Annotated in this window: 11 protein-coding genes; 3 read left to right on the forward strand and 8 right to left on the reverse strand. The window is 61.9% G+C overall.

The genetic code is table 11. The annotated features are described in order from the left end of the window. Positions 1-129: 129 nt before the first annotated feature. The 6 genes from AC1Q67_RS13815 to AC1Q67_RS13840 all read right to left on the reverse strand — a co-directional run bounded on the left by AC1Q67_RS13815 (position 130) and on the right by AC1Q67_RS13840 (position 7,834). Complete coding sequence (locus AC1Q67_RS13815; RefSeq protein WP_492235957.1) at positions 130-747, reverse strand: flavin reductase family protein; 618 nt, start codon at positions 745-747, stop codon at positions 130-132. Positions 748-928: 181 nt separating this feature from the next. Beyond that, a complete protein-coding gene (locus AC1Q67_RS13820; RefSeq protein ID WP_492235959.1) occupies positions 929-1,555 on the reverse strand; it encodes a TetR/AcrR family transcriptional regulator in 627 nt (208 codons plus the stop codon). A gap of 24 nt (positions 1,556-1,579) precedes the next feature. Then, positions 1,580-4,717: an efflux RND transporter permease subunit gene (locus AC1Q67_RS13825; RefSeq protein WP_492235960.1), complete on the reverse strand. Its 3,138-nt coding sequence runs from the start codon at positions 4,715-4,717 to the stop codon at positions 1,580-1,582. 28 nt (positions 4,718-4,745) lie between these two features. Beyond that, the gene (locus tag AC1Q67_RS13830) at positions 4,746-5,855 is read right to left on the reverse strand and encodes an efflux RND transporter periplasmic adaptor subunit (RefSeq protein ID WP_492235962.1); all 1,110 of its coding nucleotides are present in this window, start codon (positions 5,853-5,855) and stop codon (positions 4,746-4,748) included. Between the two features lie 162 nt (positions 5,856-6,017). After that, positions 6,018-6,539, reverse strand: a complete 522-nt coding sequence (locus tag AC1Q67_RS13835) for a cupin domain-containing protein (RefSeq protein WP_492235964.1) — start codon at positions 6,537-6,539, stop codon at positions 6,018-6,020. 128 nt (positions 6,540-6,667) lie between these two features. Then, a complete protein-coding gene (locus AC1Q67_RS13840) occupies positions 6,668-7,834 on the reverse strand; it encodes an acyl-CoA dehydrogenase family protein (RefSeq protein ID WP_492235966.1) in 1,167 nt (388 codons plus the stop codon). An 80-nt stretch (positions 7,835-7,914) separates the two neighbouring features. On the opposite strand from AC1Q67_RS13840, the gene tehA reads away from it, so the two are divergent. Next, positions 7,915-8,898 carry a dicarboxylate transporter/tellurite-resistance protein TehA gene (tehA, locus tag AC1Q67_RS13845; protein ID WP_492235967.1) on the forward strand — a complete coding sequence of 328 codons (984 nt, stop codon included), beginning with the start codon at positions 7,915-7,917 and terminating at the stop codon, positions 8,896-8,898. Beyond that, entirely contained in the window at positions 8,895-9,248 is a 354-nt protein-coding gene (locus AC1Q67_RS13850; protein ID WP_492235969.1) for a nuclear transport factor 2 family protein, read from the forward strand. The genes tehA and AC1Q67_RS13850 overlap by 4 nt, the downstream gene beginning before the upstream one ends. A gap of 94 nt (positions 9,249-9,342) precedes the next feature. On the opposite strand, the gene AC1Q67_RS13855 is transcribed toward AC1Q67_RS13850, so the two are convergent. Then, positions 9,343-10,647, reverse strand: coding sequence for an NAD(P)H-dependent oxidoreductase (locus AC1Q67_RS13855; protein WP_492235971.1), 1,305 nt, complete (start codon positions 10,645-10,647; stop codon positions 9,343-9,345). A gap of 121 nt (positions 10,648-10,768) precedes the next feature. After that, positions 10,769-11,569: a phytanoyl-CoA dioxygenase family protein gene (locus AC1Q67_RS13860; RefSeq protein WP_006018938.1), complete on the reverse strand. Its 801-nt coding sequence runs from the start codon at positions 11,567-11,569 to the stop codon at positions 10,769-10,771. Between the two features lie 216 nt (positions 11,570-11,785). Between AC1Q67_RS13860 and AC1Q67_RS13865 the strand changes: the two genes are divergently transcribed. After that, on the forward strand, positions 11,786-12,436 hold the full coding sequence (locus AC1Q67_RS13865) for a GntR family transcriptional regulator (protein ID WP_492235973.1): 651 nt from the start codon (positions 11,786-11,788) through the stop codon (positions 12,434-12,436). The last annotated feature ends 34 nt before the right edge of the window (positions 12,437-12,470 follow it).

Here is a 12,470-nt window from a genome sequence, read left to right on the forward strand (position 1 = left end):
CGTTTGAAGCGAAAGCCCCCCAAAAATACCTACGTTTCAATAACCTGCACGGCGGCGCAACGTTCCGCACCGGCCAGCTAAACAATCGGCAAGACTTAAAAAATCACCAAGACTTGAGCCAAAATGCCGCTACCGCGGCCGGATCATCTCGAACATCATGTCAGGCCGGATCTGGGCATAGTCGCCCATTCGCCCGGCGCGCAGGATCGGATAGGCCTCGGCGGTCTGGTAGACGCCGTCCCTGATCAGGCTCTTGTCGATATGGACTGCGACAACTTCACCGAAGGTGACCCAGGCGTCGGCCTTTTTACCGTCGGCGCCCTCGAGCTGGATCATCTGGGTCAATTTGCACTCGAACGAGACGAGACTCTCGCCGACTCGCGGCACGTCGACCTTGCGCGACGGGGCTTTGGTTAGTCCCGAAATCGTGAACTCGTCGGTCTCGTGCGGCACGCTCGCCGACGTCATGTTCATCTGCTCGGCGACGTGCTTGGTCACCAGATTCCAGGTGAACTCCCTGGTCTCCTGGATGTTGGCGACGCTGTCTTTCCAGCCGGTCGAGGAAAAGCCGATGATCGGCGGCACATAGCAGAAGGCATTGAAGAAGCTGTAGGGCGCGAGATTGACGTGTCCCTTGGCATCCTTCGATGAAATCCAACCGATCGGCCGGGGACCGACAATGGCATTGAAGGGATCGTGCCGGAGGCCGTGGCCCTGGGAAGGTTCGTAATAGTGAAAATCAGCCATGACCTGCTTTGCCTTGCCTGGTGGAGTGGATTTGACATTCGCGCCCCGCTGGCAGCGAGTCCCCAAAGCGAATGTCAAATCCTAAACTCCACCAGAAACTCATATTTTGCTAGTGGTTCTTTGATTCTAACATTCGCAGGAATGCCTGCTGAAACGCGATGCGAATGTTAGAATCGAACCACTAGCGCTGGCCACCCGAGAGGTCGGGGGTGCCCAGCGTAAGGCCAGCGATAATAAAGTCTATCATTTGATCGAGGCTCGGCCCCGGCTTTTTCGCGCTCTGCTCGATCATCTGCGGATGGAAGAACCGCAGCATCCCGGCGCAGACACACTTGGCGGCCAGCTCGACATCCTTGACGTTGAACGCGCCGCTTTTTGTGCCGTCCGCGATCACTGCGCCGATCGCCATGACGATGCGCTGGATATGCGCATCGCAGACGTCCCAGCTCTCCTCCATCGCGATGGCGACCATCTCGTGGATCTTAGAGTCGCCGACGAAGCGCTCGGCATTCATGATGCTGACCGTGGCGAGCAATTCCTTCATCCGCTCCCGCGGCGGCGTCGGTTTGGCGGCGATCGCATCCGCAGCGTCCTCGACCTCGGCCATCAGCCGCCGCGCCACGCCTTCATGGATCGACTTTTTGGAATCGAAGAAGCGATAGATGTTCGCCGGCGACATCTTGAGCGTCTTGGCGATATCCGCGACCGTGGTCTTGAGATAGCCGACATCGCGAAACAGGCGCTCCGCAGTCGCGAGAATGCACGCCTTCTTTTCGGAATCGGTATCGTTGTCGTGAAGCAGAGTCATGTCAGTGTCATACTCAAGGTTCGATTATTCGGCAGCGGTCGCCAGCGGCGGCGCGTGCCGGATCTGGTCCGGCTGCGCGGGCGCCGGAACCACGCCCTCACCCCGTTCGTCCAGACTCTTCCTGAACCATAGCGCATAGAGGCCGGGCAGGAACAGCAGGGTCAGGAATGTTGCAACGAACAATCCCCCCATGATGGTGATGGCCATCGGGCCCCAGAAGGCCGACCGCGACAGCGGAATCATCGCCAGAATCGCAGCCAGCGCCGTCAACACCACCGGCCGCGCGCGGCGAACCGTCGCTTCGACGATGGCTTCGCGGCGGGTCAGGCCATGCTCGACGTCGGTTTCGATCTGATCCACCAGAATCACCGAGTTGCGCATGATCATGCCGGCCAGCGCGATCAGGCCGAGCAGCGCCACGAAGCCGAACGGACTGCCCGCGACGTTGAGGCCCAGCGAGGCACCGACGATACCAAGTGGCGCGGTCAGGAACACCAGCACCAGCCGCGAGAAGCTCTGCAGCTGGATCATCAGCAGCGTCAGCATGCCGATCACCATCAGCGGGAACAGCTTGTTGATCGACGCATTGCCCTTTTCGGACTCCTCGATCGCGCCGCCGATCTCGATGCGGTAAGCCGGTTGCAGGCTCTTGCGGATGCCTTCAAGCTTCGGCCAGATCGCATTGGTGACGTCCGGTGCCTGTACGCCGTCAACGATGTCGGCGCGCACGGTGATCGCCATGTCGCGGTTACGCCGCCACAGGATCGGCTCCTCGTGGGCGTATTCGATCTTGGCGATCTGCGACAGCGGCACGGCAACGCCGCCCCGCGAATAGATCGTTAGATCGCCGACACGGCCGAGATCGAGCCGCTCCGACGGCACGGCGCGGGCGACCACACCGACCTTCTCGATGCCGTCGCGCAGCGTCGTCACCTGCACGCCGGAAATCAGCATCGCCAGCGACTGCGAAATGTCCTGCGGCGTCAGGCCGAGCGCACGGGCGCGATCCTGATCGACGGCAAGCTTGAGGTATGGGGTCTGTTCGTTCCAGTCGAGATGCGGATCGACCACCTTGTCGTTGCCGCGCATGACCTCGCGCACCTTGTAGGCGATGTCGCGCACAGTCGTTGTGTCCGGGCCAACGACACGGAACTGAACCGGGAAGCCGACCGGCGGGCCGAAATTGAAGCGGTCGACGCGCACACGCGCTTCAGACAGCGCGCCATCGGCCACGGCCTTCTCCAGCCGCGCCTTGATGCGCTCGCGCGCCGCGACGTCCTTCGAAACGATCACCGTTTCCGAGAACGCCTCGTTCGGAAGCTGCGGATTGAGGCCGAGCCAGAAACGCGGCGAACCCTGACCGACATAGGTCGTGTAGGTGGCGATGTCCTTGTCGTCCTTGAGCAGCGCTTCCGCCTTCTTCACGCTCTCCTTGGTGACGTTGAACGCGGTGCCTTCCGGCAACCGCAGTTGGAGGAACAGCTCCGGCCGCTCCGACAGCGGGAAGAACTGCTGCTGCACATGACCGAAGCCGACGATCGACAGCGCGAACACACCGACCGTCGCCAGCACCACGGTGCCGCGGCGACGCACACACCATTCGATCACGCGGCGCAGGCCGCGATACATCCGCGTCTCATAGATCGCGTGCGGATCATGGTTATGCTTGCCATGATTGAAGTTCGGCAGCAGCTTGACGCCGATATAGGGCGTGAAGATCACCGCGACGAACCATGACGCAATCAGCGCAATCGCCACCACCCAGAAGATGCCGCCGGCATATTCGCCGACCGACGAATTGGCAAAGCCGATGGGGAGGAAGCCAACGGCCGTGACCAGCGTTCCCGTGAGCATCGGAAACGCGGTAGATTCCCAGGCAAAGGATGCCGCCTTCACGCGGTCCCATCCCTGCTCCATCTTCACCACCATCATCTCGACCGCGATGATCGCGTCGTCGACCAGAAGGCCGAGCGCGATGATCAGAGCGCCGAGCGTGATGCGATGCAGGTCCATGCCCATCGCATTCATCACGATGAAGACGATCGCCAGCACCAGCGGCACCGACAATGCAACGACGATACCGGTGCGCCAGCCGAGTGCGAGGAAGCTGACGAACAGCACGATCGCCAGCGCCTCCACGAACGAATGCACGAACTCGCTGACCGCGTGCTCGACCACCTTCGGCTGATCGGCGATCTGCTCGATCTCGATGCCCTGCGGCACGGCCGCCATGAATTCCGCGGTCGCCTTCTTGATGCTCTCGCCGAGCTCGAGAATGTTGGCGCCCTTCGCCATCACCACGCCGACGCCGATCGCGGGCTTGCCTTCCTGGCGCACCTGATAGGTCGGCGGATCGACGAATCCGTGGGTGACCATGGCGATGTCGCCAAGGCGGAACACGCGGCCATTGCCCTCGACCGGAGTCTCGGCCACGGCCTTGACGCTGTCATAGGCGCCGGTGACGCGCAGCGGCACGCGCTGCGACGACGTTTCAACCGTGCCCGCCGGAACCACTGCGTTCTGCTTGGCCAGCGAATCGAACAGCGCCTGCGTCGTGATGCCGAGCGTCGCCAGCTTGGCGTGGGAGAATTCAACGAACACGCGCTCGTCCTGCGTGCCGTACAAATTGACCTTGGTGACGTTCTCCGTCTTGAGAAGGCGCTGGCGCAGGCCTTCGGCCACTTTCTTGAGCTGGGCATAGTCCGTGCCCTCGCCCGTCAGCATATAGAGAATCGAATCGACGTCGCCGTATTCGTCGTTGATGTTCGGACCGATCAGGTTCGGCGGAAGATCGTTCCTGATGTCACTAAGCTTCTTGCGGAGCTGATAGAAAAGCTGCGGCACTTCCTTCGCAGGCGTGTAATCCTTGAAGGTCAGGGTCATCGCGGTGAACGAGGGCTTGGTGTAGGTCTGCACCTTTTCGAAGTACGGCAGTTCCTGAAGCTTCTTCTCGATCGGATCGGCGACCTGCTCCTGCATTTCCTTGGCCGTCGCGCCGGGCCACATCGCGTTGACGATGACCACCTTGATGGTGAACGACGGATCTTCCGCGCGGCCGAGCCGCTCATACGAGAAGAAGCCCGCGATGCCGAGCATCACGATGAAGAACAGGATCAGCGTCGGGTGCGCCACGGCCCAGGCGGAAAGATTGAATCGCTTCATCGGACCCTCGGTATGTCTGTGCGTTAAATCAGAACGACAGCGACGAAACGACACGGACCTTCTGGGCCGGATCGAGCTTTTGCACGCCGAGCACCACGACCTTGGCGCCTTCCTCGACACCGCTGGTGATGATGACGTCGTTGGTCTCATAGGCCTTCACCGCCACCGGCTTCAGCGAGACAGCGCCGGTCTTGGCGTCGGCGACATAGAGTGAGGGTCCGTCGCCTTGACTGAAAAGCGCCGACAGCGGAAGCCGCGCCACGCGCTCGGTCGCGGGATCGGCCAGCGTCAGTGTCGCCGTCATGCCGAGCGAAACCGCATCATCCGCGCCGGGCAGCGAGAACTTCGCCAGATAGGTGCGCGTCGCAGGATCGGCGTTTGGCGCGATCTCGCGCAGCTTGGCGACATATTTCTTGTTCGGCTCGGACCACAGCGTCACGCTGGCCTCGCCGGTCTTGGCAAAGCTGACCATGGTTTCCGGAATCGCGACAACCGCTTCCTTCTCGGCGGAGCGCGCCACGCGGATCGCGGTCTGACCCGACGCCACCACCTGACCCGGCTCGATCAGCGTCGCGGTGACGACACCGCGCGTATCGGCGACCAGATGGGCATAGGACAGGCTGTTCTTGGTGAGTTCGACCGAACGCTCGGCGCGGTTGAGACGCGCCCGCGCCTCGTCGGCTGCCGCCTTCACCTGATCGAGTTGCGCTTCGGTGGACCAGCCCCTGGCGCGCAATTCCTTGGCGCGGCCCTCGGCGGCGCTTGCCTGCGCCAGCACACCGGTCGCGGCGCGGAATTCAGCCTCGGCCTGTTCGGCCTGCAATTTGAGATCGACCTCGTCGAGGGTCGCCAGCGGCTGGCCGACATCGACCATCTGCCCGACCTCGACGAGGCGCTTGGCGACCTTGCCGGGGACGCGGAAGCCCATGTCGGTTTCGATGCGGGGGCGGATGGTGCCGACGAAGCTGCGCTCCGGCGACTGCGACTGATAGTGGACCGTCGCCACCAGAACCGGGCGCCCCTTCTCGCCCTCCTGGGCCTGCTCCTTGCTGCAAGCGCCGAGCGCCAGAGCTGGAATAATCAAGGCGAGAATGGCCAAGCCATTGCGTTGGCTTGCGAATTCGGAGATGCGGCGCATCGGAAGCTCCCTTGGGATTATCCTGAGAGCTTCTAGTAACGACTGACGATTGTCAATATTCGTCAGTAGTCAGAATGTCGCACTGCAAACGTCTGGCCTCAAAGGCGTTTTCGGGACCGCCACGGAACCGCCTTTTTTGTCCATCCCCTGATACCGGTGATTTCAAGCCCTTTCCGCAGGGTCGCGGTGAATCGGATCGACCCACAGAACGGTCTCCGGCTTTTCGACCGGCTCGATGTCGAGATTGATCGCGACAGCCTCGCCGTCGCTGCGCACCAGCACGCATTCGAGCACTTCATCCGAGCTCGCATTGATCTCCTGATGCGGCACGTAAGGCGGCACGAAGATGAAATCGCCCGGCCCGGCTTCCGCAGTGAACTGCAGATGCTCGCCCCAGCGCATGCGCGCCTTGCCCTTCACGACATAAATGACGCTTTCCAGATGACCGTGATGGTGCGCGCCGGTCTTTGCATCCGGCCTGATCGTCACGGTTCCCGCCCACAGCTTCTGCGCTCCGACGCGCGCGAAATTGATCGCGGCCTTGCGGTCCATTCCGGTGGTGGATGGGACATTCGTGTCGAGCTGATTGCCCGGAATGACGCGCACGCCATCATGCTTCCAGCGCTCGTCGTCGTGCGCGTGGGAGTGATCGTGCGGATGATGATGATCGTGCGATCCGGACATGTCTTTCCTCTGGTCTTTATGCTGTGAGCACTGGCGCGCGATGTTGCCGGCACGTCACCAGATATGTCAGGTGTCGTCAACGTATCGGTGCGTCTTGCCAAGTCCCGCCCCGTGCATGGCACGAACGCTCAATATGACTTGGGCAACCCAAGCACTTTCTCGCCAATGAAGCTGAGAATGAGCTGCGGGCTGATCGGCGCGATACGCGGGATCATCACTTCGCGCAGATAACGCTCGACATGATATTCCTTGGCGTAGCCGAAGCCGCCATGGGTCATCACCGCCTGCTGGCAGGCGTCGAAACCCGCCTCGCCCGCGAGATATTTCGCGGCATTCGCGGCGGGGCCGCACGGCAATCCCTGATCGTATTGCCACGCCGCCGACATCGTCATCAGCCATGCCGCTTCGAGATCGATCCAGTTTTTCGCCAGCGGATGCTGGATCGCCTGGTTCTGCCCGATCGGCCGGTTGAACACGACGCGCTGCTTCGCGTAAGCCGCCGCACGATCCAGCGCGAGCTTGCCGAGACCGACTGCTTCGGCCGCGATCAGCACCCGCTCGGGATTCATGCCGTGCAGGATGTATTCGAACCCGCGGCCTTCCTCGCCGATGCGGTCCTCGACCGGGATCTCGAAATCGGCAAAGAAGAGCTCGTTGGAGTCGATCGCCTTGCGGCCCATCTTCTCGATCTCGTGCACCTTCACCCGCTCGCGATCGAAGTCCGCATAAAACAGACTGAGGCCGTGGGTCGGATTCTTCACTTCCTCCAGCGGCGTGGTGCGCGCAAGCAGAAGAATCTTGTTTGCGACCTGCGCGGTGGAGATCCAGACCTTCTGGCCGTTGACGACATACTTGTCGCCCTTCCGAACCGCGCGGGTTTTAAGCTGCGTGGTGTTGAGGCCGGTGTTCGGCTCGGTCACGCCGAAGCAGGCTTTCTCGCGGCCCTCGACAATGCCCGGCAGCATGCGTGCCCGCTGCTCATCGTTGCCGAACACCACCACCGGATTGAGACCGAACACATTCATATGGATCGCGGACGCGCCCGACATGCCGGCGCCGGATTCCGAGATCGCGCGCATCATGATCGCAGCTTCCATGATGCCGAGACCCGCACCGCCGAATTCCTCGGGAATGCAGATGCCGAGCCAGCCCGCCTGCGCCATCGCCTCATAGAATTCGTGCGGGAAGCCGCCCTTGCGGTCTTTCTCCAGCCAGTAGATGTCGTCGAAGCGGGCGCAGATTTTCAGGATCGCATCGCGAATGGATTCCTGTTGCTGGCTAAGGGCAAAGTCCATTGTGATTGATCCTCCCGATTGCTAGAAATCCTTACGGCCTAAGCAGCCCTCCGGACAATCCCAAAAAGAACAGGCGAGCCGTGCGTATCGACATCTCGAAATTTTCCGCAACCATGTTTGGCATGGTGCTCGGCATCGGCGGGCTCGGCGCAGGCTGGCGCGCTGCATCCCATGTCTGGGGGGTGCCCGGCATCATTGGCGAAACACTTGCCCTGACGGCCTCCGCCATCTGGCTGATCTGGTTTTCGGCATACGTCCTGAAATGGATTCAGACGCCCGAAGCCGCGATGGCCGAGATCGTTCATCCCATCCAATCCTTCTTTGTCGTGCTCATTCCCATGACGACGATGATCGCCGCTTGGTCGATCGCGCCTTATCTGCCGCGCATTGCATTCGGCTTGTTTATCTGCGGCGTGGCCGGACAGCTTGCGTTTACTGTCTGGGGTGTCGGCGGGCTGTGGATCGGAGGCCGGACCACCGAGACCACAACGCCGGTGCTTTACATGCCGACCGTTGGCGGCAGTTTCGTCAGCGCCATTGCCTGTGGTCTGTTCGGTTATCCCGATGCAGGATTGCTGTTCTTTGGCGTCGGCTTCTTTTCCATCATCGTGATGGAATCGGTCATCCTCACGCGGCTGCTCGCACACGGGATTCCGGTCGCATTGCGGGCCACGATGGGAATTCACCTCGCTCCGCCCGCGGTTGGCTCGGTCGCCTATCTCACCGTGACCAGCGGACCGCCGGACCATCTCGCGCACATGCTGTTCGGCTACGCACTGTTTCAGGCCCTGGTGATGCTGCGGCTGATTCCATGGCTACGCGAACAGCCGTTTTCGCTGGCGGCCTGGGCCTACAGCTTCGGCGTCTCGGCCTTGCCGCTCGCCGCGCTGCGCTTTGTCGAACGCGGAGAAACCGGTATCATCGCGAACCTAGCGCTGCCGATCTTCGCTCTCTCCAACCTGATCATCGGCTGGCTTGCGCTCCGCAGCCTGCTGATCGGATGGCGCTATGTCTTCACACTGGCGGGATCGAAAGCGAAGCCGGAAAAGGAGGTTTTGCCATGAATTCGGATCACGACATCCTCACCGCGCTCAACCGCGATTATATCAACTCGGTGCAGACCTGCGACGTCAAACGCTTCGATGAAATTCTGGCGCCGGACTTTTACTGCTCGAATCCCGATCGCTCGCTGGTCGATCGCGCTGGATTCCTGGAGCAGACGGCCAGGGCGATCGCGATCAGGAATCTCAAGGCCGAGGACGTGCTGATCCGGATCATCGGCGACGCGGCCATCATCCACGCGCGTACGAGCTATGTAATGCCGGACGGCAGCGCGGGCGGCGGGCGCTACACTGATGTGTGGGCAAAGATCGGCGGCCAGTGGCTCGCCGTCTCAGCGCATGTGACGCGGTAGCGCCTCGAGATAGATTCTACGCCCTCACCCCAACCCTCTCCCCACGGGAGAGGGAGTCAGATCGCATTTGCAGCGCTTCAACAGGAGGGCTCTGCTAGTGAGAGAACTTTGCTTCCATCGCGCGGCGGAAAGCGACGGCATCGTCCTTCACGTCGATTTCCACGTCGGCCCATCGGACCACCGCGCCGTGCGCGACATCGTTGGTGAGCTTGACGCGATGCGCGAGGCCGATCGGCAGTGCGCCGGTCTTGAGGCTTTCAGCCGCCGGCATCAACTTGCCCCAGACGGTGTAGCCGCCCTCGCCGTCGAGCATTTCGCCAGCGCTCAGATTTTTCTTGGCGACAGCCGCGACGTCACCACGGAAACCTTGCGGCTGGCCGGTCGGTTCATTGCGCAGCGCCGCTGACAGCACCGAGATGTTCAGCTCAAGCCCGATCAGATGATACGGCTTGTACATCGCGGCATAGCGCCCCGAGGAATCGGTCTTCAATCCATACTGCCGGAAGCAGTCGGCGGCGTAATCGTTCGGCGCTTCCAGCACCACATAGACGCCCCAGCGCAGATCGCGGAACACGGGACGGCCATCCCGCTCCAGTGATGAAACGACTTCGACCACGCCGGACTTTTCCAGCACACCGCCCTTGTCCTTCGGGCGCATCACATGCGGCAGATCGTCGACACCGCAGGGCGGAAACAAAAGGCCCGTTGAGGGCACATCAAGTCCGGTGGCGTTTGCAATCGCCGCCATTTCAATGGCCGACTTGGTGCCGTCCAGAAACGAGTTGAACATCTGCGGATTCATGCCGGCCGACTGCGCCTCGGCAGCGGTCAAACCATAGTGACCCCACACCCCGGCGGGCGTCACGTCGTGATAGATCGGCAGGTACTTGGTGCCCTTGCCCGCAGCGACAACCTTGAAACCGGTGGCGCGCGCCCAGTCCACCATCTCGGCGGTGAGCGCCGGCTGATCGCCATAGGCGAGCGAATAGACCACGCCCGCCTTGCGCGCTTCGTCCGCCAGCAGCGGACCCGCGAGCACGTCGGCTTCGACATTGACCATCACGATGTGCTTGCCCGCCGCAATCGCCGCGCGGGCATGGCGGATGCCGACGGACGGATTGCCGGTCGCCTCGACGATCACTTCCACATTGCCTGCGATCGCTGCGGCGCCATCTTTGGTGAAGGTGGTGGCGGCGATCCGCGCATCATCCCAGCCCACCGTGCGGCAGGCGTCCCGCGCGCGCTCCGGATCGAGATCGACAATCACCGGCACTTCGAGGCCCGGCGTATGCGGCACCTGAGAGAGAAACATCGAGCCGAATTTTCCGGCGCCGATCAGCGCGACACGCACGGGCTTTCCCGCCACGCGGCGCTTTTCGAGAAGGTGATGCAGATTCATGGAGACGAACTCTCGGAAGAAAGATGGCCGTCACCTTGTCATTGCGAGCGAAGCGAAGCAATCCACTCTCGAATTGACTGGATTGCTTCGTCGCAAATGCTCCTCGCAATGACGAGGAGTGCTATTCCGCCGCCTGACGATGGCTGCGCGCGTAGCGAACCAGCGCGTCGTCATCAACGGTCTGGATCGGCGTGAAATCGCGATGCGCGATGAACTCCGGCCGCGTCGGCGTGCGGATGTAGTTCGAAACCGAGTTCAGCGTCAGGTACACGATCTTGCGCGGATACGGCGTGATATTACCCGCCGAGCCGTGCACCAGATTGCCGTGGAACATCAGCATGCCGCCCGGCTTGCCGGTCGGCGCGACAATGCCGCCCTCCTTGACGAGGCGGGTCACGGTCTCCTCATCAAGAGTCCACAGCGGATAGGACGTGGTCGCAAGATCGTGCGAGGCCTTGAGATCGCCGGCGTTCTGGCTTCTCGGCACCAGCATCAAGGGGCCGTTGATCGGCATCACTTCATCGAGGAAGACCGCGATGTTCATCGCAAGCGGCTGTGGCATGCCGTCGTCGCGCTTCCAGGTGCCGTAATCCTGATGCCATTGCCAGACGTCGCCGGTGAACGCGGACTTCGCGTTGATCTTGTACTGATGCATGTAGACCTTCTCGCCGAAGATCTGCTCGACCGGCTCGATCATGCGCGGATGCGCGCCGAGCAGGCGAAACGCCTCGTTGTAAAGATGCGCGGCAAAGGCGGTGCGCGGCGCGCCGCTCTTCTCGCGCCAGACCTCGGGGCGCTGTTCGTCATAGATCGACACGGCTTCGCGCCGCAAGACATCGACTTCCTCGGCGTTGAACAGCTCAGGCAGAAACAGCCAGCCTTCGGTACGGAATTGCTCGAGCTGCTCGGGGGTCAGTTTCATGACGATCCTCCTTGTTTGTTTTCAGTTCGTTTCCCGGATCTTGTTTTTCGTCCCGGAGCGCTTGCTGCGCCCTCGGCCGTCGGCGGTGCGAACCACCCCACGGTAAGTCAGTATTGCATTCTGAATTCAGTATTCTAAACTCAGGATGCGGCTTGCATCCATCTCTGTCAAGCGGCCACCATGGTGCCGCGCAGCGATGATTCCATCGGAGGAGAAGTGCTCGAGTCCCTGGCCCCGCCGAAAAGTCTGGTCGATCAGGTCTATGAGGTGATCCTCGATGCCCTGTGCGACGGCACGTTCAAGCCGGGCGAGCGCCTCACCCAGGAGAACATCGCCGCGCGCCTGAATGTCTCACGGCAGCCGGTGACGCACGCGCTGGCGGTGTTGAAGGCGCAGGGATTTCTTGCGCAGGGGCGTCAGGGATTGACCGTCACCGCGGTCGATCCGGATTTCTTCGAGGCGATCTACCAGATCCGCTCGGCGGTCGAACCGCTTGCGGTCAAGCTGGCGACGCCGCGCCTGACCAGGGAATCCATCGCGCGCGGGCGTGCACTGGTTGAAAACGGCCGCAAGCTGGTGGCCGCCGGCGACAGCCGCGCCAGCCTTCAGGCCGATATGGACTTCCACTCATTCATCTACGATCTCTCCGGCAATCCCCTGATCGCCGAAACGATGCGGCTGCACTGGCGGCACCTGCGCCGCGCGATGGGCGAAGTGCTGCGCCATCCGGGCATGTCGATCAGCGTCTGGAAAGAACACGGCCGCATTCTCGAAGAGATGATCCGCGGCGACGGCGACGCCGCCGCCGAACTGATGCGCCGTCATCTGGTCGAAGCCTATGAACGCGTCGGAAAGACCGGCCGGTAGCGGGATCGTCCGCATCGGCGTGAACTGTCATCTC

This window comes from Afipia sp. GW823-FHT06G09 (assembly GCF_058794875.1).

Excerpts from the sequence above, each read along its gene's own strand:
- AC1Q67_RS13830 (WP_492235962.1), bottom strand. The coding sequence starts at position 5,855 with ATGCGCCGCATCTCCGAATTCGCAAGCCAACGCAATGGCTTGGCCATT.
- AC1Q67_RS13855 (WP_492235971.1), bottom strand. The coding sequence starts at position 10,647 with ATGAATCTGCATCACCTTCTCGAAAAGCGCCGCGTGGCGGGAAAGCCC.
- AC1Q67_RS13840 (WP_492235966.1), bottom strand. The coding sequence starts at position 7,834 with ATGGACTTTGCCCTTAGCCAGCAACAGGAATCCATTCGCGATGCGATC.
- AC1Q67_RS13850 (WP_492235969.1), top strand. The coding sequence starts at position 8,895 with ATGAATTCGGATCACGACATCCTCACCGCGCTCAACCGCGATTATATC.
- AC1Q67_RS13825 (WP_492235960.1), bottom strand. The coding sequence starts at position 4,717 with ATGAAGCGATTCAATCTTTCCGCCTGGGCCGTGGCGCACCCGACGCTG.
- AC1Q67_RS13835 (WP_492235964.1), bottom strand. The coding sequence starts at position 6,539 with ATGTCCGGATCGCACGATCATCATCATCCGCACGATCACTCCCACGCG.
- AC1Q67_RS13860 (WP_006018938.1), bottom strand. The coding sequence starts at position 11,569 with ATGAAACTGACCCCCGAGCAGCTCGAGCAATTCCGTACCGAAGGCTGG.
- AC1Q67_RS13820 (WP_492235959.1), bottom strand. The coding sequence starts at position 1,555 with ATGACTCTGCTTCACGACAACGATACCGATTCCGAAAAGAAGGCGTGC.
- AC1Q67_RS13815 (WP_492235957.1), bottom strand. The coding sequence starts at position 747 with ATGGCTGATTTTCACTATTACGAACCTTCCCAGGGCCACGGCCTCCGG.